20 protein-coding genes are annotated in these 22,278 nt (G+C 64.0%); 18 read left to right on the top strand and 2 right to left on the bottom strand.

All coding sequences use genetic code 11. From position 1 onward, the window contains the following. The first annotated feature begins 18 nt into the window (after positions 1-18). From infB to pnp, 5 genes are all read left to right on the top strand, one after another. On the top strand, positions 19-2,883 hold the full coding sequence (gene infB / locus PSEMAI1_RS0112990; protein ID WP_024303290.1) for a translation initiation factor IF-2: 2,865 nt from the start codon (positions 19-21) through the stop codon (positions 2,881-2,883). Between the two features lie 82 nt (positions 2,884-2,965). After that, positions 2,966-3,364, top strand: coding sequence for a 30S ribosome-binding factor RbfA (gene rbfA, locus PSEMAI1_RS0112985; protein WP_024303289.1), 399 nt, complete (start codon positions 2,966-2,968; stop codon positions 3,362-3,364). Beyond that, positions 3,361-4,284 carry a tRNA pseudouridine(55) synthase TruB gene (gene truB / locus PSEMAI1_RS0112980; RefSeq protein ID WP_024303288.1) on the top strand — a complete coding sequence of 308 codons (924 nt, stop codon included), beginning with the start codon at positions 3,361-3,363 and terminating at the stop codon, positions 4,282-4,284. The genes rbfA and truB overlap by 4 nt, the downstream gene beginning before the upstream one ends. Before the next feature lie 73 nt (positions 4,285-4,357). Beyond that, entirely contained in the window at positions 4,358-4,627 is a 270-nt protein-coding gene (gene rpsO / locus PSEMAI1_RS0112975) for a 30S ribosomal protein S15 (protein ID WP_024303287.1), read from the top strand. Between the two features lie 178 nt (positions 4,628-4,805). Next, positions 4,806-6,953: a polyribonucleotide nucleotidyltransferase gene (pnp, locus tag PSEMAI1_RS0112970; protein ID WP_024303286.1), complete on the top strand. Its 2,148-nt coding sequence runs from the start codon at positions 4,806-4,808 to the stop codon at positions 6,951-6,953. Positions 6,954-7,050: 97 nt separating this feature from the next. On the opposite strand, the gene PSEMAI1_RS0112965 is transcribed toward pnp, so the two are convergent. After that, a complete protein-coding gene (locus tag PSEMAI1_RS0112965) occupies positions 7,051-7,275 on the bottom strand; it encodes a DUF2249 domain-containing protein (protein WP_024303285.1) in 225 nt (74 codons plus the stop codon). 49 nt (positions 7,276-7,324) lie between these two features. Then, a complete protein-coding gene (locus PSEMAI1_RS0112960; RefSeq protein ID WP_084612755.1) occupies positions 7,325-8,572 on the bottom strand; it encodes an NnrS family protein in 1,248 nt (415 codons plus the stop codon). Positions 8,573-8,663: 91 nt separating this feature from the next. Here PSEMAI1_RS0112960 and PSEMAI1_RS0112955 point away from each other — a divergent pair, with 91 nt between their 5' ends. The 13 genes from PSEMAI1_RS0112955 to PSEMAI1_RS0112895 all read left to right on the top strand — a co-directional run bounded on the left by PSEMAI1_RS0112955 (position 8,664) and on the right by PSEMAI1_RS0112895 (position 22,211). Continuing rightward, positions 8,664-9,344, top strand: a complete 681-nt coding sequence (locus PSEMAI1_RS0112955; RefSeq protein ID WP_024303283.1) for a Crp/Fnr family transcriptional regulator — start codon at positions 8,664-8,666, stop codon at positions 9,342-9,344. Between the two features lie 145 nt (positions 9,345-9,489). Next, positions 9,490-10,704, top strand: coding sequence for an aspartate aminotransferase family protein (locus PSEMAI1_RS0112950; RefSeq protein ID WP_024303282.1), 1,215 nt, complete (start codon positions 9,490-9,492; stop codon positions 10,702-10,704). A 127-nt stretch (positions 10,705-10,831) separates the two neighbouring features. Next, positions 10,832-11,866 carry an arginine/ornithine succinyltransferase subunit alpha gene (gene aruF, locus PSEMAI1_RS0112945; protein WP_024303281.1) on the top strand — a complete coding sequence of 345 codons (1,035 nt, stop codon included), beginning with the start codon at positions 10,832-10,834 and terminating at the stop codon, positions 11,864-11,866. Beyond that, on the top strand, positions 11,863-12,897 hold the full coding sequence (gene astA / locus PSEMAI1_RS0112940; RefSeq protein ID WP_024303280.1) for an arginine N-succinyltransferase: 1,035 nt from the start codon (positions 11,863-11,865) through the stop codon (positions 12,895-12,897). The genes aruF and astA overlap by 4 nt, the downstream gene beginning before the upstream one ends. Then, the gene (gene astD, locus PSEMAI1_RS0112935) at positions 12,898-14,358 is read left to right on the top strand and encodes a succinylglutamate-semialdehyde dehydrogenase (RefSeq protein ID WP_024303279.1); all 1,461 of its coding nucleotides are present in this window, start codon (positions 12,898-12,900) and stop codon (positions 14,356-14,358) included. Further along, complete coding sequence (gene astB / locus PSEMAI1_RS0112930) at positions 14,355-15,704, top strand: N-succinylarginine dihydrolase (RefSeq protein WP_024303278.1); 1,350 nt, start codon at positions 14,355-14,357, stop codon at positions 15,702-15,704. The genes astD and astB overlap by 4 nt, the downstream gene beginning before the upstream one ends. Positions 15,705-16,194: 490 nt before the next feature. Then, on the top strand, positions 16,195-17,124 hold the full coding sequence (locus tag PSEMAI1_RS0112925; protein WP_024303277.1) for a branched-chain amino acid ABC transporter permease: 930 nt from the start codon (positions 16,195-16,197) through the stop codon (positions 17,122-17,124). Between the two features lie 19 nt (positions 17,125-17,143). Beyond that, a complete protein-coding gene (locus tag PSEMAI1_RS0112920) occupies positions 17,144-18,229 on the top strand; it encodes an ABC transporter ATP-binding protein (protein ID WP_024303276.1) in 1,086 nt (361 codons plus the stop codon). 3 nt (positions 18,230-18,232) lie between these two features. Continuing rightward, positions 18,233-19,003: an ABC transporter ATP-binding protein gene (locus PSEMAI1_RS0112915; RefSeq protein WP_024302053.1), complete on the top strand. Its 771-nt coding sequence runs from the start codon at positions 18,233-18,235 to the stop codon at positions 19,001-19,003. Further along, positions 19,000-19,710 carry an ABC transporter ATP-binding protein gene (locus tag PSEMAI1_RS0112910; protein ID WP_024303275.1) on the top strand — a complete coding sequence of 237 codons (711 nt, stop codon included), beginning with the start codon at positions 19,000-19,002 and terminating at the stop codon, positions 19,708-19,710. Before PSEMAI1_RS0112915 ends, PSEMAI1_RS0112910 begins: the two co-directional genes overlap by 4 nt. 12 nt (positions 19,711-19,722) lie before the next feature. Next, positions 19,723-20,517: a YdcF family protein gene (locus PSEMAI1_RS0112905; protein WP_029770703.1), complete on the top strand. Its 795-nt coding sequence runs from the start codon at positions 19,723-19,725 to the stop codon at positions 20,515-20,517. Between the two features lie 26 nt (positions 20,518-20,543). Then, complete coding sequence (locus PSEMAI1_RS0112900; RefSeq protein ID WP_024303274.1) at positions 20,544-21,296, top strand: molybdopterin-binding protein; 753 nt, start codon at positions 20,544-20,546, stop codon at positions 21,294-21,296. Between the two features lie 330 nt (positions 21,297-21,626). After that, positions 21,627-22,211, top strand: coding sequence for an endonuclease (locus PSEMAI1_RS0112895; RefSeq protein ID WP_232219910.1), 585 nt, complete (start codon positions 21,627-21,629; stop codon positions 22,209-22,211). Positions 22,212-22,278: the final 67 nt, after the last annotated feature.

Here is a 22,278-nt window from a genome sequence, read left to right as displayed (position 1 = left end):
CGGAATTTGGGAAGACGCATGGTATTGACGAATGTAAAACAGTTTGCCAGTGAGCTTGGCTTGACACCGGATCGCCTGCTGGAGCAGCTGCGTGCCGCCGGTGTCGGCAAGAGCTCGCTGGATGACACCCTCTCCGAACGGGACAAATCCCAGCTCCTGGACTACCTGAAGCGCTCGCATGGTGCCCGTAACGAGACCCCGATCACGGTGACCCGCAAGCAGACCAGCGAAGTGCGTACGGCCGACGGCGGCACGGTGAAGGTGGAAACCCGCAAGAAGCGCGTGGTGCAGCGTCCGCTCGAGGTGCCGGCTCCGGCTGCCGCGGTGTCTGCCGCCAAGCCCGAGCCTGCCAAGGTGGCGGCTCCCGAGCCGGTTGCCCCGGCCCCGGTCGAAGTCAAGGCCGAGGTGAAGCCGGAGCCGGTCGTGGCGAAGGTGGAAGTCAAGGAAGAGAAAAAGCCCGAAGCGCCGAAGCCGGCAGTCGAGGCCAAGGCGGCAGCCAAGCCGCAAGAACCGGCTGCTGCGGAAGCCAAGCCGGCCGCCCCGGTGCGCCCGGCTCCGCTGTCCATCCTGTCGCCGGAAGAAATCGCCGCGCGCGAAGCGGAAGAGAAGCGACAAGCCGCGTTCCGTGCTCGCCAGGAAGCGCTGATGCGCGAAAAGATCGAGCGCGAAGAGCGTCGCCAGGCCGCCAAGCTGGCCGCCGAAAATCCCCCACCGGCTCCGAAGCCGGTGGAGGCCAAGCCGGTTGAAGCACGCCCGGCTGCCGCGCGTTCGGCCGATGGCCGTCCGCAGGAGGGGCGTGGTCCGCGCAGTGGCCAGCCGGCCGCCGGTCAGCGTCCAGGTTCTGCCGGCGTGCGTCCGGCCGCGGGCGGCCAGCGCTCGGCTCCGGCCGGAGCGCGTCCGGCACCGGCTGTCGCCGCTGCGGCAGCGGCTCCGGCACCGGCGCCGGGTTCGGCCGCTCCGAAGAAGGGCAAGAAAGGTGGTAGCGAACGCAGCTGGGATGACGGCAAGAAAGGCCGTGGCCTGCGCGTCAAGGGCGGCGATACCGGCAACGACTGGAAGAGCCGCAAGGCTGGTGGCAAGTCGCGCGCCAACAACCAGCATGCCTTCACCGCGCCGACCGAGCCGATCGTGCACGAAGTGCTGGTGCCGGAAACCATCACCGTGGCCGACCTGGCCCACCGCATGGCGGTCAAGGCCGTCGAGGTGATCAAGACCCTGATGAAGATGGGCATGATGGTCACCATCAACCAGGTGCTGGACCAGGAAACCGCGCTGATCGTGGTGGAAGAGATGGGCCACATCGGCAAGGCTGCCCAGATGGACGACCCGGATGCCTTCCTCGAGAACGTCGAGGGTGGTGCCGAGGTGGAGCGCCTGCCGCGTCCGCCGGTGGTGACCGTGATGGGTCACGTCGACCACGGCAAAACCTCGCTGCTGGACTACATCCGCCGCGCCAAGGTCGCCGCGGGCGAAGCCGGCGGCATTACCCAGCACATCGGTGCCTACCATGTGGAAACCCCGCGCGGCGTGGTGACCTTCCTCGATACCCCGGGTCACGAGGCGTTTACCGCCATGCGTGCCCGCGGTGCCAAGGCAACCGACATCGTGATCCTGGTCGTGGCCGCCGACGACGGCGTGATGCCGCAGACCATCGAGGCCATCCACCATGCCAAGGCGGCCGGTGTGCCGATCGTGGTCGCGGTGAACAAGATCGACAAGCAGGGCGCCAACCCCGAACGCATCCGCCAGGAACTGGTGGCGCAGGAAGTGGTGCCGGAAGACTGGGGCGGCGACTCGATGTTCGTCGAGGTTTCCGCCAAGACCGGCCAGGGCATCGACGACCTGCTGGAAGGCTTGCTGCTGCAAGCCGAGGTGCTGGAGCTGACCGCTGCGGTTGAGGCGCCGGCCAAGGGCGTGATCGTCGAAGCCCGTCTCGACAAGGGTCGTGGTCCGGTGGCCACGCTGCTGGTGCAGTCCGGCACCCTGAAGAAGGGTGACGTGGTGCTGGCCGGTACCGCCTTCGGTCGCGTCCGTGCCATGATCGACGAAAACGGCAAGCCGGTTGATGAAGCCGGTCCGTCGATTCCGGTGGAAATCCTCGGCCTGTCCGATGTGCCGGCCGCCGGCGAAGACGCCATGGTGCTGGTGGACGAGAAGAAAGCGCGCGAAATCGCGCTGTTCCGTCAGGGCAAGTTCCGCGACGTGCGCCTGGCCAAGCAGCAGGCCGCCAAGCTGGAGAACATGTTCGCCCAGATGGCCGAAGGCGAGGTGCAGAACCTCTCCATCATCATCAAGGCCGACGTGCAGGGTTCCTACGAAGCGCTGTCGCAGAGCCTGCAGAAGCTGTCCACCGACGAAGTGCGCGTCAACATCCTGCACTCCGGCGTGGGTGGCATCTCGGAATCGGACATCAACCTGGCGATCGCTTCCAAGGCCATCGTGATCGGCTTCAACACCCGTTCCGATGCCGCGGCGCGCAAGCTGGCCGAGAGCGAAGGTGTCGACATCCGCTACTACAGCATCATTTACGATGCCGTGGACGAGGTGAAGGCCGCCATGTCGGGCATGCTGTCGCCGGAGAAGAAGGAGCAGATCACCGGTACCGCAGAAATCCGCCAGGTGATCCCGGTGTCCAAGGTCGGCAACATCGCCGGTTGTATGGTGACCGACGGCCTGGTGAAGCGTGGTTCGATGATCCGCGTGATCCGTCGCAACGTGGTGGTGCATACCGGCGAACTCGAATCGCTCAAGCGCTTCAAGGACGATGTGAAGGAAGTGAAGCAGGGCTACGAGTGCGGCCTGATGCTGAAGAACTTCAACGACATCCAGGAAGGCGACCAACTGGAAGCGTTCGAAATCGTCGAAGTGGCGCGTACCCTTTAAGCGTGTCGTTCGGGCGAGCGTCCCTCTGGCTGCGGCCAGACGGCGCTCGCTTTTGTGTTTTCAGTGAATCAGGACTAACACCATGGCCAGAGCCAAAAAAGGTTTTTCCCGCTCGGATCGCATCGCCGACCAGATCCAGCGCGAGTTGGCTGAACTGCTGCGCAAGGGCTTGAAAGACCCGCGTGCCGGCTGGATTACCATCACTTCGGTCGAGGTGACGCGCGATTACTCGCACGCCAAGATCTATTACACCGTGATGGACGACAAGACGCGCGAGGTGACGCAGGAGGCGCTGGAGCACGCGGCAGGCTATCTGCGCAGCGAACTGGGCCGTTCCCTCCAGATCTTCACCACGCCGCAGTTGCATTTCGTCTACGACGAGTCGATCGAGCGCGGCATGCACATGACGCGCCTGATCAACCAGGTGTCCGAAGAGTACGCCGAGCGTCAGGACAAGCCGGAAGAGGGCGACGAGGCATGACGCAGATGCGTCGCAAGAAGCGCGCCGTCAGCGGCGTGCTGCTGCTGGACAAGCCGTACAACGTTACCAGCAACTCGGCTTTGCTCAAGGCGCGCTGGCTGTATAGCGCCGCCAAGGCTGGGCATACCGGCGTGCTCGACCCGCTCGCCACCGGCCTGTTGCCGGTGTGCCTGGGCGAAGCCACCAAGTTTTCGTCCTACCTGCTCGACGCCGACAAGGGCTATCGGGCAACGATCTGCTTCGGCAAGGTGACTTCCACCGGCGACCTCGAAGGCGAGGTACTGCGCGAGCGTCCGGTAACGTTCGACGAGGCCGCGCTGCGCCGCGTGATGGCGCAGTTTCTCGGCCCGATCAGCCAGGTGCCGCCGATGTATTCGGCGCTCAAGTTCCAGGGCAAGCCGCTGTACGAGTACGCCCGGGCCGGGGTCGACATCGAGCGCCAGGCGCGCGACGTGATCATCCATGCGCTGGAACTGGTCAGCTTCGATGGCCGCGAGGCGGTGGTCGACGTGCTGTGCAGCAAGGGCACCTACGTGCGCACACTGGCCGAGGATATCGGCGAGGCGCTGGGCTGCGGGGCTTTCCTGACCGGCCTGCGGCGCACCACCACCGGCGGTTTCGCGCTGGATCGGGCGATCACGCTGGAGGCGCTGGAGGCCGTGGCCGAAGCCGAGCGCGACGCATTGCTGCTGCCGGTGGACGTGCTGGTGGCGCACCTGCCGGAGATCGCCCTGGCGCCGGAAGAGGCGGGTCGTTTTCGCCAGGGGCAGCCGGTGCGCATTGCGAAAAAATGTGAGACAATGCCACGCTTCCGGGTTTACCTAGCGCAAACGCGGGAATTTGTCGGGCTGGGGGAGGTCAGAGAACCTGGCGTTCTTTCCCCCCTTCGGCTCATGGCTGCCTCGGCAGCCGAAGCGTGAAGTGCGGATGGGTTTCGGCTCGCCGCACTTGTCGGGCTTAACCGCCCTTACCTGATTGTGGAGTTCATTAGAAATGGCCATCACCGCCGCTCAAAAAGCAGAGATCGTTAAAAACTTCCAACACAAGGAAGGCGATACCGGTTCGTCGGAAGTGCAAATCGCCCTGCTGACCGCTCGTATCAACGATCTGACCCCGCACTTCAAGGCCAACACCAAGGATCATCACAGCCGTCGCGGCCTGCTGAAACTGGTGAGCCGTCGTCGCCGCCTGCTTGACTACCTCAAGCGCACCGACGCCGACAGCTACCGTGCCCTGATCACCCGTCTGGGTCTGCGCAAGTAATCGGTTCAGGTTCGAAAAAGTCGCAGCCCGTCTGCGACTTTTTCGTTTCCCGACCCACTAACTAAATGACACGACGGGAGGAGCCTCTAGACATGCCGGTTACCGATGCCAGCCGGTATTTCTAGGGGTTCCCGTTGTGAGTCCACTTGCCTCAAACAAATAGCAAAAGGGATGCCCTGTGTTCAACAAGATTAGCAAGACTTTCCAGTACGGCCGTCACACCGTGACCCTGGAAACCGGTGAAGTGGCCCGCCAGGCCTCCGGCGCCGTTGTCGTCACCATGGAAGACACCGTGGTGCTGGTATCCGTGGTCGGCGCGCAAAGCGTCAAGCCGGGCCAGGACTTCTTTCCGCTGACCGTCGACTACCTCGAGCGGACCTACGCCGCCGGCAAGATTCCGGGCGGCTTCTTCAAGCGCGAAGGTAAACAGTCCGAGAAGGAAATCCTGACCAGCCGCCTGATCGATCGTCCGATCCGCCCGCTGTTCCCGGAAGGCTTCTATAACGACGTGCAGATCGTCGCCACCGTGATGTCGCTGAACCCGGAAATCGACTCCGACATCCCGGCCATGATCGGCGCCTCCGCCGCGCTGGCCATTTCCGGCCTGCCGTTCAACGGCCCGATCGGCGCGGCCCGCGTCGGCTACGCCAACGGCGAATACATCCTCAACCCGACCAAGACCGAGCTGGAAACCTCCCAGCTCGACCTGGTTGTAGCCGGCACCCATCGTGCCGTGCTGATGGTCGAATCGGAAGCCAAGGAACTGCCGGAAGCCGTGATGCTGGGTGCTGTGGTGTTCGGCCACGATCAGATGCAGGCCGCCATCAAGGCCATCAACGAGCTGGCTGACGAAGTCAACCCGGTGATGTGGGACTGGGCCGCTCCGGCCCAGAACGACGAGCTGATCGCCAAGGTGCGTGAAGTGTCGGGCGAGAAGATCGCCAACGCCTTCCGCATCCGTCAGAAGCAGGCGCGCAGCCAGGTGCTGGCCGAAGCCTGGAACGACGTCAAGGCAGCGCTGATCACCGAAGAAACCGACACCCTGACCGCCAACGAGATCAAGGGCATCTTCAAGAGCCTGGAAGCCGAGATCGTGCGTGGCCAGATCCTGGCCGGCGAGCCGCGTATCGACGGCCGCGACACCCGCACCGTGCGCCCGATCGCCATCCGTACCGGCGTGCTGCCGCGTACCCACGGTTCGGCGCTGTTCACCCGCGGCGAAACCCAGGCCATGGTGGTGACCACGCTGGGCACCCAGCGCGATGAGCAGATTATCGATGCGCTGGCCGGCGAGTACACCGACCGCTTCATGCTGCATTACAACTTCCCGCCGTACTCGACCGGTGAAGCCGGCCGCATGGGCCCGCCGAAGCGCCGCGAGATCGGCCACGGCCGTCTGGCCAAGCGCGCCCTGGCGCAGGTGCTGCCGTCGGCCGACGAGTTCGGCTACTCGATGCGCGTGGTGTCGGAAATCACCGAGTCCAACGGCTCCTCGTCGATGGCGTCGGTGTGCGGCGGCTGCCTGTCGCTGCTGAACGCCGGCGTGCCGCTGAAGGCGCACGTGGCCGGTATCGCCATGGGCCTGATCCTGGAAGGCAACCGCTTCGCCGTGCTGACCGACATCCTGGGTGACGAAGATCACCTGGGCGATATGGACTTCAAGGTGGCCGGTACCGCCGAAGGCGTGACCGCGCTGCAGATGGACATCAAGATCCAGGGCATCACCAAGGAAATCATGCAGGTCGCGCTCGACCAGGCCAAGGAAGGCCGTCTGCATATCCTGGGCCTGATGAAGGAAGCCGTGGAAGGTCCGCAGCAGCTGTCCACCCACGCTCCGCGCCTGTTCGTGATGAAGATCAACCCGGACAAGATCCGCGAAGTGATCGGCAAGGGTGGCGAGACCATCCGCTCCATCACCAAGGATACCGGCACCGAGATCAACATCGAGGAAGACGGCACCATCACCATTGCCTCGGTGACCCAGGAAGGCGCCGATGCCGCCAAGAAGCGTATCGAGGAAATCACCGTCGAAGTCGAAGTGGGCAAGATCTACGAAGGCACCGTGGTGAAGATTCTCGACAACAACGTCGGCGCCATCGTTTCCATCCTGCCGGGCAAGGATGGTCTGGTACACATTTCGCAGATCGCCAACGAGCGCATCAAGAACGTGTCCGACTACCTGAAGGAAGGCCAGGTGGTGAAGGTCAAGGCGATCGAGATGGACGACCGCGGCCGCATCCGCCTGTCGATCAAGGCGCTGCTGGAAGACGAAGCCAAGACGGCGCGCGAAACCGCCGACGCTTTCGGCCTGAAGGCCGGCAACTAAGCTGCTTAGGCAGCCAACGAAAAGCCCGCGGATACGCGGGCTTTTTTGCTGCGGGGGAGGAACGAGCGTGGCTTGGGCCACCCCCTTGCCGCCGCCGTCAATCTTCGGCCGGGCGGCTCAGGTAGAGGGTCACGCCGCCGTCCGTGCCGGTTTCGAAGCGGTACTGGATCAGCGGGTAGTCGTCCAGCAGCGGAATCAGCGGGCCGGGAAAGTGCGGCAGGATGAAGGCTGCTTCGTCCCCGGCTTGCAGCTCGTCGGCGGCGTTGAGGATGATTTCGATCGGGCCGGGTGGGGCCATGTTTCTCAGGTCTTGGGCTGGCATAATGGCTCTCTTTGTAGGGTCGATAGTTATGCTATGGATAAAGTCGGCATCAACCGGGCTTGCCGTCCTCGCGCCGTTTCAGGTAGATGGGGATGAACAGCCTACCCCAGCATAGCAGCGTGAGCAGCCAGCCGCAGGCGGCCAGCACGTAAAGCAGCCCGGTCAGGCCGGCGGGCAGGATGTCGGCCAGCACGCGCGCCAGCGCCATCCACTGCGCGGCGAGGTAGAGACGCCAGACGCCGGGGCTGGCTTCGAGCGGCCGGCCGGAATGGCCGAGGCTCACCCGTGTCACGAAGGCGATCACCATGGTCAGGAAAAAACCGGTGGTGATGGCGTGCAGCGGGGCCAGGCCGAGCAGGTTGTGGCCGAAGAGGGCGGCGACGTCTTGCAGCGTGTAGAGGGCGAAGCCGATCGCCAGCCAGGCGAAGGCCAGATGCAGCATGCCCAGGAGGCGTACCGACAGGCTGGCGCGCAAGCGCCAGCGCCACGAGGTGTAGGCCAGCAGCACCGTTAGTGGCAGGTCGGCGGGCAGGGTGGTGACGGCGGCGATATGCAGCAGGCCGTGGCCGAACGAGCCGGCCAGCAGTGCGTACAGCAGCCAGTTCGGCCGCCAGGCTTGATAGCCGGTCAGCACGGTGGAGGAGAAGAACGGTACCATGCGGTGGCTGACGGTCAGGAAGACCGGCAGCAGAAAACCCCAGAGCGCCAGGTCGCGCATCACGGCCCAGCCGGTGATATCGCCGCTGAGCAGCCAGTAGAGTGCAGCCAGCAGGCCGGCGAGGCCAACGGCGAAGGCCAGCTCCACCGCGATGGCGTGGCGGCGGTCGGCTTGCGGGCTGGCCGCGATCGTTTTGCCGAAGACCAGCACCAGCCCGGCGAAGCCCAGCGTATAGCTCAGCAAGCCAGCCACGGACAGGGTGCTACCGAAGGCCAGGCCCGCCAGCCACAGCACCAGGCCGGCCGCCATCAAGGCCGGAATGGCAAGGTAGCTGCGGCGCGACGGTGCGGCGACGTTCAGCCAGCGCGGGCCGGCGGTCAGAATGAAGCCGGTCATGAAGAACGGGAAGATGCCATACAGCATCAGGAAGCCGTGCGCCAGCGTGGCGGGGATCGAGAGTGGCAGGGCGAAGCCGGCCACACGGCTGCTCATTTCCAGCGACCAGCCCGCCAGCAGCACGATGGCGAACACCATGCCGGGCAGGAAGGCCACGCGGTGCGGCGCCTGCAGGAAGGCCGGTATTGTGACCGCAGGTGACGGTTTCGGTGCAAGGCTGGGGGTAGGGGATAGTGGTGGCATTTTCATACAACTCCGGATGGGGTATCTGGGAGTATCGGGCGCTTGCCGCTCGAGCTGAATGATCAGAGTCAAGAATCGGAAGGAGAAAACCATGTCGGGGCCGTCAACGCACGCCTTTCTCAAGCACATTCCGCTGTTCAGCGCCTGCCACGAGGACGAACTGGCAAAGCTGGCCGACAAGGCGGTCGAGCAGCGTTACGAAAAGGGGCAGGTGCTGTTCCAGCGCGGCGACCCTTGCCAGGGCATGTACGTGGTAGTGTACGGCCGCATCAAGCTTGCCATCGTCGCCCGGCAGGGCACGGAGAAGGTGATCGAGATCATCCATCCGTCGCAGAGCTTCGGCGAGGCCGTGATGTTTCTCGAGCAGCCCTATCCGGTGATGGCGCAGGCGGTGGAGGATTCGCTGGTGCTGTTTATCCCGGCCGATACCTTGTTCGCCGCGCTCGACGAGGACAGCCGGCTGGCGCGGCGCATGCTGGCCGGCCTGTCGATGCGGCTGCGCACGCTGCTTCGTGACGTGGAAGCCTACACGCTGGAGTCGGCCGTGGAGCGGGTGGTGGGCTACCTGCTCAACAGCCTGGAAGACAGTGACGGCAATGTGGTCAGCCTGCCGGTCAACAAGCAGACGCTGGCCTCGCGGCTGAATCTGACGCCGGAAACCTTCTCACGGGTATTGCAAAAGCTCTCCGAGCAGGCCGGAATCGTGGTGGAAGGTCGCGAGATTCGTGTCCCAGACCGTAATAAACTATCCGAAATGCGCAATCTGGCATGATTTGCGCGGATCTGTCGCCCATTCGGGCTCCAAGGTTTTTGTAATCGCATGTCGCAAACCGGATATGGGGGTGTTTGCGGATTCGATTAGAATCGTTCGGACAATTACCCAAAAGTAGCCGTTACTGCACCAAGGAACTATCAAGATGAGCATCGCTGTTACCCGCGCCACGTTCGACCAGGTCATGGTCCCCAACTACTCTCCCGTCGAGTTCATTCCGGTGAAAGGGCTGGGTTCTCGTGTATGGGATCAGCAGGGCAATGAGTATATCGACTTTGCCGGCGGTATCGCCGTCAACTCGCTCGGCCACTGCCATCCCGAGCTGGTGGCCACGCTGACCGAACAGGGCAACAAGCTGTGGCACCTGTCCAATGTGTTCACCAACGAGCCGGCGCTGCAACTGGCCACGCGCCTGACCGAACTCACCTTCGCCGAGCGCGTGTTCCTGTGCAACTCGGGCGCCGAGGCTAACGAAGCGGCCTTCAAGCTGGCGCGCAAATACGCCACCGACCATTTCGGCGCCGACAAGTACGAAATCATCTCCTGCAAGAATTCGTTCCACGGCCGTACCGTGTTCACCGTCAACGTCGGCGGTCAGCCGAAGTACAGCGAGGGTTTCGGTCCCAATCCGACGGGCATCACCCACGTCGAGTTCAACAGTATCGAGGCACTGAAAGAGGCCATCTCCGACAAGACCTGCGCCGTGGTGATCGAGCCGGTACAGGGTGAAGGTGGCGTGTTGCCGGCCGACAAGGCCTACCTGGAAGCGGCCCGTGAGCTGTGCAATCAGCACAATGCGCTGCTGATCTTCGACGAAGTGCAAACCGGCGTCGGCCGCTGCGGCACGCTGTACGCCTACCAGGCTTACGGCGTGACTCCGGACATCCTGTCCTCGGCCAAGGGTCTGGGCGGCGGTTTCCCGGTAGGGGCCATCCTGACCACCGAGGCCATCGCCAAGAGCCTGGGCGTGGGCACCCACGGCACCACCTACGGCGGCAACCCGCTGGCGTCGGCCGTGGCCGGCAAGGTGGTCGAGATCGTCAGCCGTCCGGAAGTGCTGGAAGGCGTGCGCGCCAGGCACGACCGTTTCGTGGCCGGCCTGAACGCCATCAACGCCAAGTACCACGTGTTCAAGGCCGTGCGGGGCATGGGGCTCTTGATCGGCTGCGTGCTGGCCGACGAGTACGCCGGCCGCGCCAGGGATTTCCTCAAGGCGGCCGAGAAGCAAAAACTGATGGTGCTGGTGGCGGGTATGAACGTGGTGCGTCTGGCGCCGTCCCTGGTGATCGAGGACAAGGACATCGACGAGGGCCTCGCTCGTCTCGATGCGGCCATCGCCGAACTCGTTAGCGCCCGCTAAACCCGCTCCCTTCTCTTAACAATCGACGTTTTTCTCCCGCGACCTGCCTGCTTGGGCAGGTCGTAGGGGACGGCTGCGCCTGAAAAACGTCGCGATAATGATTTGACATGCTTGGGAGGGCTTGCCCATGTTAGTCGTCCGTCCAGTCCGGACCTCCGATCTGCCTGCGATTGAGCGCATGGCGGTGGCCAGCGGTATCGGCGTGACCAGTTTGCCCAACGACCGGGACAAGCTGTTCGAACGCATCCAGCAGTCGGCCACGTCTTTTGAGCACGAGGCCGTCCCGGATACCGGCCGCGAATTCTACATGTTCGTCCTGGAGGAGCACGGCGAGGTGGTGGGCACGGCCTCGATCAGTGCCTCCGCCGGTTTCGACGAGCCGTTTTACAGCTATCGCAGCGAGACCTTCGTGCACGCTTCGCGTCCGCTCAAGGTCAACAACCGCATCCATGTGCTGAACATCTGCCACGACCTGACCGGGATGGTCCAATTGTGCGGTTTCTACGCCGACCCGGCCAACGGCGAGCTGGGCAGTGAACTGCTGTCCCGCGCCCGCCTGCTGTTCATCGCCGGGCAGCGCGAGCGTTTCGGCAAACGCATCCTGGCCGAGATGCAGGGCATCCATGACGCGCAGGGCCAGTCGCCGTTCTGGAACGCCATCGGCCGCCGCTTCTTCAATATGGACTTCATCCAGGTGGAGCAGGCCTTCGTCTCGCACAGCAAGACCTTCATCGCCGAGCTGATGCCGGCCTACCCGATCTACGTGCCCTTGCTGCCGGATGAGGCGCAGAACGCCATCGGCCAGGTCCACCCGGATTTCGAGCGGCCGTTCAAGCTGCTGACCAACGAGGGCTTCGAGGCCGACAACTACCTCGACATCTTCGATGGCGGCGCCGTGCTGACCGCCGACGTGGACCGGCTGTGGACCGTGGAGAGCAGCCGCACCTACCCGGTGGAGGCGTCGGCCAGCCTGCCGGAGTCCGCCACGACCATGCTGCTCTCCAACGAGCGCGCCGACAACTTTACCGCCGTGGCCGCCAGGGTGGCGCTGGTCGATGGCGTGGCGCTGACGACCCAGGACGTGGTGCAGGCGCTATCGCTCGCCAACGGGCAGCCGGTGCGCGTGGTGCCGCTGCATGAGGCCAAGGAGAAAAGATCATGATGGTTATCCGTCCCATTGCCAGCCAGGACCTGCCCGGGCTGATGAAGCTGGCCGCCAGCGCCGGCGTCGGGCTGACCTCGCTGCCGATCAACGAGGAACGGCTGGCCAAGCGCATCCTGCGCTCGGTGCGCTCGTTCAGCGGGGAGGCCGAGTTGGCCGAGCAGGGTTACGTATTCGTGCTGGAAGACTGCAGCAACGGTACCGTCGCCGGCATCTGTGCCATCGAGGCTGCCGTCGGCCTGCGCGAGCCCTGGTACAACTACCGCGTCGGCACCATCGTGCATGCCTCGGAGGAGCTGGGCGTCTACTCGCGCCACGATACCCTGTTCCTGTCCAACGACCATACCGGCTATTCGGAGCTGTGCACGCTGTTCCTGCATCCGGATTACCGCGTCAACCGCAACGGCGGTCTGCTGTCGAAGAGCCGCTTCCTGTTCCTGGCTCAGTTCGCCGACCTGTTCGGCAAGATGGTGGTGGCCGAGATGCGCGGCGTATCCGACAGCGACGGCAAGTCGCCGTTCTGGGAAGCGCTCGGCCGGCATTTCTTCTCGATGGAGTTCGCCGAGGCCGACTACCTGACCGGCGTGGGGCAGAAGGCTTTCGTCGCCGAGCTGATGCCCAAGCATCCGGTGTACATCGACTTCCTGCCGCCGGCGGCCCAGGCGGTCATCGGCCAGACCCATGAGAATACCCGCCCGGCCGTCGCCATGCTGGAGTCCGAGGGCTTCCGCTATGAAGGCTACGTGGACATCTTCGACGCCGGCCCGACGGTGCAGGCCTATACCAGCGAGATCCGCGCCGTGAAGCAGAGCGTGCTGGCGAATGTTCACATCGCGACCGCGCCGGCTGACGGCGGGCGCAAGAACCTGCTGGTGTCGAATACGCAATTCGAAGGCTTCCGCGTGATCCTGGCGGAAACTGCGGTGGCGGATAACGAGATTTGGCTATCGCCCGAAGAGGCGCAGGCCCTGAACGTCGGCGAAGGTGACCCGGTACGCTGTGTCACGCTCTCGCCCAAGGAGACTATCTGAATGACAACGCTGTGTATCAATAGCCAGTGGTTCGCCGGGGAAGGCGAGCCGCTGAAGAAAACCAACCCGGCCACGGCCGAGGTGATCTGGGAGGGCAGGGGGGCTTCGGCTGCCCAGGTCGACGCGGCCGTCGTCGCCGCCCGCGCCGCCTTCAAGAGCTGGTCGCGCACTTCCTTCGATGAGCGCGTGGCCGTTGCCCGCCGCTTCGGCGAACTGTTGGCGGCCAACAAGAACGCCTTGGCCGAAGTGATCGCCAAGGAAACCGGCAAGCCGATGTGGGAAGCGCTGACCGAAGTGACCACCATGGTCAACAAGGTCGACATTTCGATCAAATCGTACAACGAGCGCACCGGCGAGAAATCCGCTGTCATGGGGGATGCTCAGGCGGTGTTGCGCCACAAGCCGCACGGCGTGGTGGCGGTGTTCGGTCCGTATAACTTCCCGGGTCACCTGCCCAACGGCCATATCGTGCCGGCACTGCTGGCCGGCAACACGGTCATTTTCAAGCCGTCCGAGCTGACGCCGTGGACCGCCGAGGAAACCGTCAAGCTGTGGCTGCAGGCCGGCCTGCCGGCGGGCGTGATCAACCTGACCCAAGGCGCCAAGGAAACCGGCATCGCCCTAGCCAACCATGCCGGCATCGACGGCCTGTTCTTCACCGGCAGCTCCGCCACCGGCAATTTGCTGCACAAGACCTTCGGCGGCCAGCCGGAAAAGATCCTGGCGCTGGAGATGGGGGGCAACAACCCGTTGATCGTCGGCAAGGTGGCCGAGGTCGATGCCGCCGTGCATCACGTGATCCAGTCAGCCTTCGTGTCGGCGGGCCAGCGCTGCACCTGCGCCCGTCGTCTGCTGGTGCCGGCCGGGGAGTGGGGCGATGCCTTCGTCGCCCGTCTGGTGGAGGTGGCCGCCAAGCTCAAGGTGGGCCTGTACAACGACGAACCGGCCCCGTTCATGGGCTCGGTGATTTCCAACGCCGCCGCCGAGGCGCTGCTCAAGGCGCAGGCTGCGTTGTGTGAAAGTGGCGGCAAGGTATTGCTGGAAATGCGCCGTCTGTCTGAGGTGGGCGCCATCCTGTCGCCGGGCATTATCGATACCACCAATGCCGAGCGGCCGGACGACGAATTCTTCGGTCCGCTGCTACAGGTGATCCGCTATACCACGTTCGACGAGGCCATCGAGATCGCCAACGATACCCGCTTCGGTCTGGCCGGTGGCGTGCTGTCGGACGACCGTGCCGAATACAAACACTATCTGCAAGAAAGCCGCGCCGGCGTGGTGAACTGGAACAAGCCGCTCACCGGCGCTTCCAGCGCCGCGCCGTTCGGCGGCATCGGCGCCTCGGGCAACCATCGCCCCAGCGCCTACTACGCGGCGGACTACTGCGCCTGGCCGGTGGCCTCGCTGGAATGCGACAGCCTGACCGTTCCGACTCAACTTTCTCCGGGGATCGTACTGTGAGCAACGCTTTTGAAGTGAATTTCGACGGCCTGGTCGGCCCGACGCACAACTACAGCGGCCTGTCCTACGGCAACGTCGCTTCCACCGGCAACCAGAACGCCGTATCGAACCCTAAACTGGCCGCCAAGCAGGGGCTGGCCAAGATGAAGGCGCTGCACGATCTCGGCTTCAAGCAGGGCGTGCTGGCTCCGCACGAGCGCCCGGACGTGGCCAGCCTGCGCCGTCTCGGCTTTAGCGGCAGCGACGCCCAGGTGGTCGAGCGCGCCGCCAAGGAAGCGCCCGCCATCCTGGCGGCGGCCTCGTCGGCCTCCTGCATGTGGACCGCCAACGCCGCCACGGTGAGTCCGTCCGGCGACACCGCCGACGGCCGCGTGCACTTCACTCCGGCCAACCTCAACAATAAGTTCCACCGCTCGATCGAGCACCCGACCACGCGCCGCATCCTGCAGGCGATGTTCGCGAACCAGGAGCGCTTCGTCGTGCACGAGGCGCTGCCGGCCCAGATGCACTTCGGCGACGAAGGCGCGGCCAACCATACCCGTTTCTGCGACCGTTACGACGGTGCCGGCGTGGAGTTCTTCGTGTTCGGTGCCTCGGCGTTCGATACCCGCTATCCGAAGCCGGCCAAATTCCCGGCGCGCCAGACGCTGGAAGCCTGCCAGGCGGTGGCCCGCCTGCACGGACTGAAGGAAGAGGGCGTGGTCTACGCCCAGCAGGACCCGGATACCATCGACGCCGGCGTGTTCCATAACGACGTGATCTCGGTCGGCAACCGCAACGTGCTGTTCCACCACGAGAAGTCTTTCCTGCATCAGGGCGAGGTGCTGGCCGAGCTGGACCGCAAGCTGGCGGCAGTGGGCGGCAAGTTCATCGCCATCGAGGTGCCGCAGGCCGAAGTGACGGTGGACGAGGCGGTGAAGAGCTATCTCTTCAACAGCCAGCTGCTGTCGAAGCCGGATGGCGGCATGATCATCGTGGTGCCGGAAGAGTGCCGCAACATCGAGCGCGTCTGGGCCTATCTGGAGAAGCTCAAGGCCTCGGGCGGTCCGATCAACGAAGTGCGCGTGTTCGATCTCAAGCAGAGCATGCAAAACGGCGGCGGGCCGGCTTGCCTGCGCCTGCGCGTGGCTTTGTCCGAGGCGGAGATCGCGGCGGTCAATCCGCGCGTGATGATGTCGGAAGCGTTGTTCGGCACGCTGAACGCCTGGGTGGACAAGCATTACCGCGATCGCCTGGCCCCGGAGGACCTCGGTGATCCGCAACTGTTGCTGGAATGCCGCACCGCGCTGGATGAATTGACCCGGATCATGGGGCTGGGATCGGTTTATCCGTTCCAGCTGGGCTGAGTCCGGTTCTGGTGCAAGAAAGGCAACCCGGTGCGGGTTGCCTTTTGTATTTTGTATACAACAAAAACTGACGACCCGAGTCGGGAAGGAGAGGAGAAAGACCTTGTTTTCTTGGCGATTTCCTTGTTGCCAGTGTGGGAGCGTGGCGTTAAATCTCTGTTTGGCTTGACATTCACAGGAAAATCGCCGGTTCAATCCGGGGCGTGGAATGTTTTGTTCTGGTGCAGTGCGGTATAAATGATGACTGGTCCGTTTGTTGTTTGAAAAATGCAATAAAATCAATTGCTTGTGTTTGTTTCTGCGGGTGATTAGTTAGGGGGTTTTTCGGCTCTTGTTAAGATTGACAGTCGATTGTAGACACACGCATAATCCGCCGAAGTTTCCGGATAGTGACAGCAAAAGTCATCAACCGGACACTAGATAGGCGATAACGAGAAGAGGGCTACCCCCGTCGTATCGCCGGGTCTTCAATCAAAGGAGAATTCCCACCGTGGACATTTTTTTTCAACAGATCCTCAATGGACTCGTCCTGGGTAGCATCTACGCGCTGATCGCGCTGGGCTACACCATGGTGTACGGGATCATGGGGCTGATCAACTTCGCCCATGGCGAAGTCGTCATGATGGGGGCCATGGTCACCATCACCGTCGTCACCTCCCTGATGGGCGCCGGCCTCGGCCTGCCCGGACCGGCGCTGGTGCTGATCGGTCTCTTGATTGCCATCCCGGCCTGCGCGCTGCTCGGCTTCACCATCGAGCGTGTCGCCTACCGCCCGCTGCGCAACGCCCCGCGTCTGGCGCCGCTGATCACCGCCATCGGCCTGTCGATCGTGCTGCAGCAGGTCGCCATCCTGATCTGGGGCCGCAACTACATCCCGTTCCCGCCGATCCTGAGCCATGACACCATCGAGATCTTCGGCGCCAGCATCACCATGCTGCAAGTCATCATCATCGTGCTGTGCCTGGCCATCATGGCCGGCCTGCTGATCATGGTCGAGAAGACCAAGCTCGGCCGCGCCATGCGCGCCACCAGCCAGAACCCGGGCGTGGCCTCGCTGATGGGCGTCAACGTCAACACCATCATCTCCACCACCTTCATGCTGGGCTCCGCGCTGGGCGCCATCGCCGGCGTGATGGTCGCCACCAACTACGACCAGGCGCACTACTACATGGGCTTCCTGATCGGCCTGAAGGCCTTCACCGCGGCGGTACTGGGCGGCATCGGCAACCTGGGCGGCGCGGTGGCGGGCGGCATCCTGCTCGGCATCATCGAAAGCCTGGGCGCGGGCTACATCGGCACCCTGACCGGCGGCTTCCTCGGCAGCCACTACCAGGACATCTTCGCCTTCATGGTGCTGATCCTGGTGCTGATCTTCCGTCCGTCCGGCCTGTTGGGCGAAAAAATGGCCGACCGTGCCTGATCGAAGGAGAACACACACCATGACCATGGCACTCGAAATGAACAAGCAAGCCAGCCCCAAGAAAGTCGGCCTGTTCCTGGTATCGGCCGTCGCCCTCGCGGTGCTGCCGTTCCTCATTGGCGGCCTCTTGGGCAACTCCTGGCTGCGCATCATCGACTTCGCGCTGCTCTACGTGATGCTGGCGCTGGGCCTCAACATCGTGGTCGGCTTCGCCGGCCTGCTGGACCTGGGCTTCATCGCCTTCTACGCCGTCGGTGCCTACACCTTCGCGCTGTTGGGCTCGCCGCACTTCGATATCCACCTGCCGTTCTACATCACCATCCCGCTGGGCGCCTTGCTCGCCGCCTTCTTCGGCGTGCTGCTGGGCACCCCGGTGCTGCGGCTGAAGGGCGACTATCTGGCGATCGTGACGCTGGGCTTCGGTGAAATCGTGCGCATCTTCATGAACAACCTGAACGCGCCGGTCAACATCACCAACGGCCCGCAAGGCATCAACCTGATCGACCCGGTCAAGGTCGCCGGCCTCTCGTTCGGCAAGCCGCTCGAAATCGCGGGCTACACCTTCAACAGCGTCTACCTCTACTACTACTTCTTCCTGGCGCTGACCGTGCTGGTGGTGATCATGGCCTGGCGCCTGCAGCACTCCCGCATCGGCCGGGCCTGGGTCGCGATGCGCGAAGACTCCATCGCCGCCGCCGCCATGGGCCTCAACATCCGCAACATCAAGCTGCTGGCGTTCGCGCTGGGCGCCTTGTCGGGTGGCGTGGCGGGCGGCCTGTTCGCCTCGTTCCAGGGCTTCATCTCGCCGGAATCGTTTGGCCTCTTGGAATCAATCATGATCCTGGCCATGATCGTGCTGGGTGGCATGGGCCACATCCCGGGCGTCATCCTGGGGGCGGTGGTGCTCACCGTGGCCCCGGAAATCCTGCGTGACGTGATCGGCCCGCTGCAGATGAAAACCTTCGGCCGCATGCTGATCGACCCTGAGAACGCCCGCATGCTGCTATTCGGCCTCGCCCTGGTGGTGATGATGCTGGTCCGTCCGGAAGGCATGTGGCCCTCCAAGCGCCGCAAGGCCGAATTCGACGACGCCAAGAAAGGTTAAGCCATGGCCCACGCCCTGCTCAAAATCGACGGCATCAACAAGCGCTTTGGCGGCCTGCATGCCCTCAACAACGTCGCCCTCACCATCAACAAGGGTGAAATCTACGGTCTGATCGGCCCCAACGGCGCCGGCAAGACCACGCTGTTCAACGTGCTCACCGGGCTCTACCAGCCCGACGAAGGGACCTTCACCTTCGACGGGAAGGACCTGTTCCGCGCCAAGCCGCACATCGTGGTCGAAAGCGGCATCGCCCGCACCTTCCAGAACATCCGCCTGTTCGCCGAGATGACCGCCCTGGAAAACGTCATGGTCGGTCGCCACATCCGCTCCAAGGCCAACGCCCTGGGCGCCATCCTGCGCGACAAGAAGACCATGGCCGAGGAAAAGGCCATCGAAGAGAAGGCCTGGGAACTCTTGGCCTACGTCGGCATCACCGACGTCGCCTATGAGCGCGCCCGCAACCTGTCGTACGGCCACCAGCGCCGCCTCGAGATCGCCCGCGCGCTCGCCACCGAGCCCAAGCTCTTGGCGCTCGACGAACCGGCCGCCGGCATGAACCCGAGCGAAACCGAAGACCTCAAGGCGCTGATGGAAAAGATCCGCAAGGACGGCGTCACCGTGCTGCTGATCGAACACGACGTCAAGCTGATGATGGGCCTGTGCGACCGCATCGCCGTGCTCGACTACGGCAAGAAGATCGCCGAAGGCGTGCCGGAAGTGGTGCGCAAAGACCCGAAAGTGATTGAAGCCTACCTGGGAGCGGCCCACGCATGAGTCTCTTGGAAGTCAAAAACCTGCAGGTGTCGTACGGCGGCATCCATGCCGTGAAAGGCATCGACCTGCACATCGAACAAGGCGAACTGGTCACGCTGATCGGCGCCAACGGCGCCGGCAAGACCTCGACGCTGCGCACCCTGGTCGGCATGGAAAAGAAATCCGGCGGCAGCATCGTCTACGACGGCAAGGAAACCGCCCACATCCCGGCGCACAACTTCGTGCGCCACGGCCTGGCCATGGTGCCGGAAGGCCGCGGCATCTTCGCCAAGCTGACCGTAGAAGAAAACCTGCTGATGGGCGCGTTCTACCGCGACGACAAGGCGGCGATCCAGGGCGAGCTGGAACACGTCTACGAGCTGTTCCCGCGCCTGAAAGAACGCTTCAAGCAGCTGGCCGGCACGCTGTCGGGCGGCGAACAGCAGATGGTGGCGATGGGCCGGGCGATCCTGTCCAAGCCCAAGCTGTTGCTGCTGGACGAACCGTCGATGGGCCTGGCGCCGATCATCGTGCAGAAGATCTTCGAGATCATCCAGATGATCTCGGCGCAGGGCGTGACTATGCTGCTGGTGGAGCAGAACGCCAAGCTCGCCCTGGAGATCAGCCAGCGCGGCTACGTGATGGAGAGCGGTCGCATCACCATGAGCGGCCCGGCGCGCGATCTGCTGAACGACGAGCGGGTGCGCAACGCCTATCTGGGCGGCTGACCCGAGCAAGCAATGAATGCGACTCTTGGCCCCGGCGTGCTGGTTCACCAGCTCCTCGGGGCTTTTTTATTGCCTCCGCTCAATGTCATCCTGCTGTTGCTGCTGGGGCTGTGGCTTAGGCGGCGCCACCGCTTTGCCGGCGGGCTGCTACTGACGCTGTCTCTGGTGCTGCTGTACGCCTTGGCTACCCCACGGATGGCGATGTGGCTGAGCGGCTCGCTCGAGCGCTTCCCGGTAGTGTCGCCGGCCGAGGTGCGGGCTACCGGCGCCATCGTGGTGCTGGGCGGCGGCAAGAAGCCGGCACCGGAGTACGGCCGCAACGAGCCGTCGGCCGACACGCTGATGCGGCTGCGCTACGCCGCCCATCTGGCGCGGCGTAGCGGGCGTCCGCTGCTGGTCAGCGGAGGCGCGCCCTTGGGCGGCGAGCCGGAAGGGGTGGTCATGGCCCGTACCTTGGCGGAGGACTACGGTGTGCCGCCGCGCTGGGTGGAGCAGGGCTCGGACACCACGCTGGACAACGCCCGCCTGTCGGCGCAGTTGCTCAGGGCCGACGGGGTGCGTTCCATCACGCTGGTGAGCCAGGGCTGGCACTTGTCGCGGGCGGTGCCGATGTTCGAGCAGCAAGGGCTGACCGTGTTGCCGGCGCCGACCGGTTTCGTGCGTTACGACGGCAGCGGCCCGATCTGGTATCTGCCTTCGGGGCGGGCCATGCAGGAAACCCATGCCGCGCTGCGCGAGTGGGTAGGGCGGCTATACTATGCTGGACGCGAGCGCCTGAGCGGGTTGAGTGCCCGGTTGCGCAGTTGAAATCACCCATTTCTCGGGAGCTGACCATGCAGGTAGGAGCCATCATCATTGGCGACGAATTGTTGTCCGGCAAGCGCCAGGACAAGCATCTGCCGGCGCTGATCCGCATTCTGGCGGCGCGTGGCATGAAGCTGGCCTGGGCTGAGTACCTGGGCGACGATCCGGTGCGCATCGAGGCGGCGCTGAGGCGGGCCTTCGCTAGCGGCGATCTGGTGTTCAGTTTCGGCGGCATCGGCGCCACCCCGGACGACCATACCCGTGGCTGTGCAGCACGAGCGCTGGGGGTGGAGCTGGTGGTGCATCCCGAAGCGCGTACCATCATCGAGGAGCGCTTTGGCGCCAAGGCCTACCCGCACCGCATCAACATGGGGGCCTTTCCGCTCGGGGCGTGCCTGATTCCCAACCCGGTCAATCGCATCGCCGGATTCTCGGTGGCCAACGTGCACTTCGTGCCGGGTTTCCCGTCCATGGCGTGGCCGATGATCGAGTGGGTGCTGGATACCCAGTATCCGCACTTGAAGAACGAGACACCCGACGTCGAGCGCAGTGTGATCGCGCTCAACGCGCGCGAGGGCGACCTGATCGCGCTGATGGAGGAGTTCAGCGCGCGCTACCCGGCGCTGAAGCTGTCCAGCCTGCCCAACTTCGGCAACGAGGCCATTCCGGAGATGCATATCGAGTTCGGCTTCAGCGGCCAGCCGGCGCTGGTCGACATCGCGCTGGACGAGTGGCGCAGGGCATTGTCCGAGCGGGGTTATGAGCTGCGCGACAAGGCATGATTCCCAAGTATTTGTTTTGAAATAAGCCATTTATTTGGCATTATTTTAAATTGTTTATATTTGTTTCGCGCGCTTGAACCTCTCCGGACGAGGGGCTAGGGTGGCGGCTTTTTTGCCCGCCCCCCCGCCATGAAACGTTTCCTGCTCCTGCTGTTGCCGCTCGTCCTGAGCGCCTGCCTCGGCCATGACCGACGTGACTCCGTCGCTGGCGATCCACAGGCAGCAAACTCTGTTCAATCCGAGTCCGTCGACTTGGTGTCCGGCAAGAAGGCGGTCGGCCATCGTGACTTTAACAACGCCAAGAAGGTGTTGCCTCAGGTATATGCCGGAATGGAGGAGGATTTCTATTGCGGCTGCGCCTACCACGGCAAGAAGGTCGACTTCGCCTCCTGCGGCTATGCGCCGCGCAAGAATGCCGAGCGTGCCAGCCGCATCGAGTGGGAGCACGTGGTCCCGGCCTGGGTGCTGGGCCATCAGCGGCAGTGCTGGCAGAACGGGGGACGTAAGAATTGCACATCAACCGACCCGGTTTTCCAGATGGCAGAGGGTGATCTGAACAACCTCGTGCCGGCGGTGGGCGAGGTCAACGGCGACCGCGGCAACCTGTCCTACGGCGCGTGGACGCGCCATCCGACGCCGATGTACGGCCAGTGTCAGACCATCGTCGATTTCAAGAACCGGCGCGTGCAGCCGCGCGAGGAAGTGCGCGGGCGCGCCGCCCGCATCACGCTCTATATGCACGACCGGTACGGCCTGCGCATGAGCAGCCAGGATCGCCAGCTGATGTGCGCCTGGGCCAAGAGCTACCCGGTGGATGAGTGGGAGCGCACGCGTGAGGAGCGCATCGTTGCCCTGCAGGGCAGCGGTAACCCATACGTGAGCGATCCGCAGCAACTGGCCAGGCGTTGCGGCTGAGCCGGGCTTGGAGAGTCAGGGGAGCTTGTCTGCCACGGGAATAGGTGGCCCGCCCGCTGCACGCCGG

Origin of the sequence: Pseudogulbenkiania sp. MAI-1 (assembly GCF_000527175.1) — a bacterium.
Lineage (GTDB): Bacteria > Pseudomonadota > Gammaproteobacteria > Burkholderiales > Chromobacteriaceae > Pseudogulbenkiania.
This window is presented reverse-complemented; position numbering and strand designations above follow the sequence as displayed.

Coding starts and splice junctions, on each gene's coding strand:
- infB (WP_024303290.1), top strand. CDS start 19: ATGGTATTGACGAATGTAAAACAGTTTGCCAGTGAGCTTGGCTTGACA.
- rbfA (WP_024303289.1), top strand. CDS start 2,966: ATGGCCAGAGCCAAAAAAGGTTTTTCCCGCTCGGATCGCATCGCCGAC.
- truB (WP_024303288.1), top strand. CDS start 3,361: ATGACGCAGATGCGTCGCAAGAAGCGCGCCGTCAGCGGCGTGCTGCTG.
- rpsO (WP_024303287.1), top strand. CDS start 4,358: ATGGCCATCACCGCCGCTCAAAAAGCAGAGATCGTTAAAAACTTCCAA.
- PSEMAI1_RS0112965 (WP_024303285.1), bottom strand. CDS start 7,275: ATGCCAGCCCAAGACCTGAGAAACATGGCCCCACCCGGCCCGATCGAA.
- PSEMAI1_RS0112960 (WP_084612755.1), bottom strand. CDS start 8,572: ATGCCACCACTATCCCCTACCCCCAGCCTTGCACCGAAACCGTCACCT.
- PSEMAI1_RS0112955 (WP_024303283.1), top strand. CDS start 8,664: ATGTCGGGGCCGTCAACGCACGCCTTTCTCAAGCACATTCCGCTGTTC.
- PSEMAI1_RS0112950 (WP_024303282.1), top strand. CDS start 9,490: ATGAGCATCGCTGTTACCCGCGCCACGTTCGACCAGGTCATGGTCCCC.
- aruF (WP_024303281.1), top strand. CDS start 10,832: ATGTTAGTCGTCCGTCCAGTCCGGACCTCCGATCTGCCTGCGATTGAG.
- astA (WP_024303280.1), top strand. CDS start 11,863: ATGATGGTTATCCGTCCCATTGCCAGCCAGGACCTGCCCGGGCTGATG.
- astD (WP_024303279.1), top strand. CDS start 12,898: ATGACAACGCTGTGTATCAATAGCCAGTGGTTCGCCGGGGAAGGCGAG.
- PSEMAI1_RS0112920 (WP_024303276.1), top strand. CDS start 17,144: ATGACCATGGCACTCGAAATGAACAAGCAAGCCAGCCCCAAGAAAGTC.
- PSEMAI1_RS0112915 (WP_024302053.1), top strand. CDS start 18,233: ATGGCCCACGCCCTGCTCAAAATCGACGGCATCAACAAGCGCTTTGGC.
- PSEMAI1_RS0112910 (WP_024303275.1), top strand. CDS start 19,000: ATGAGTCTCTTGGAAGTCAAAAACCTGCAGGTGTCGTACGGCGGCATC.
- PSEMAI1_RS0112905 (WP_029770703.1), top strand. CDS start 19,723: ATGAATGCGACTCTTGGCCCCGGCGTGCTGGTTCACCAGCTCCTCGGG.
- PSEMAI1_RS0112900 (WP_024303274.1), top strand. CDS start 20,544: ATGCAGGTAGGAGCCATCATCATTGGCGACGAATTGTTGTCCGGCAAG.
- PSEMAI1_RS0112895 (WP_232219910.1), top strand. CDS start 21,627: ATGGAGGAGGATTTCTATTGCGGCTGCGCCTACCACGGCAAGAAGGTC.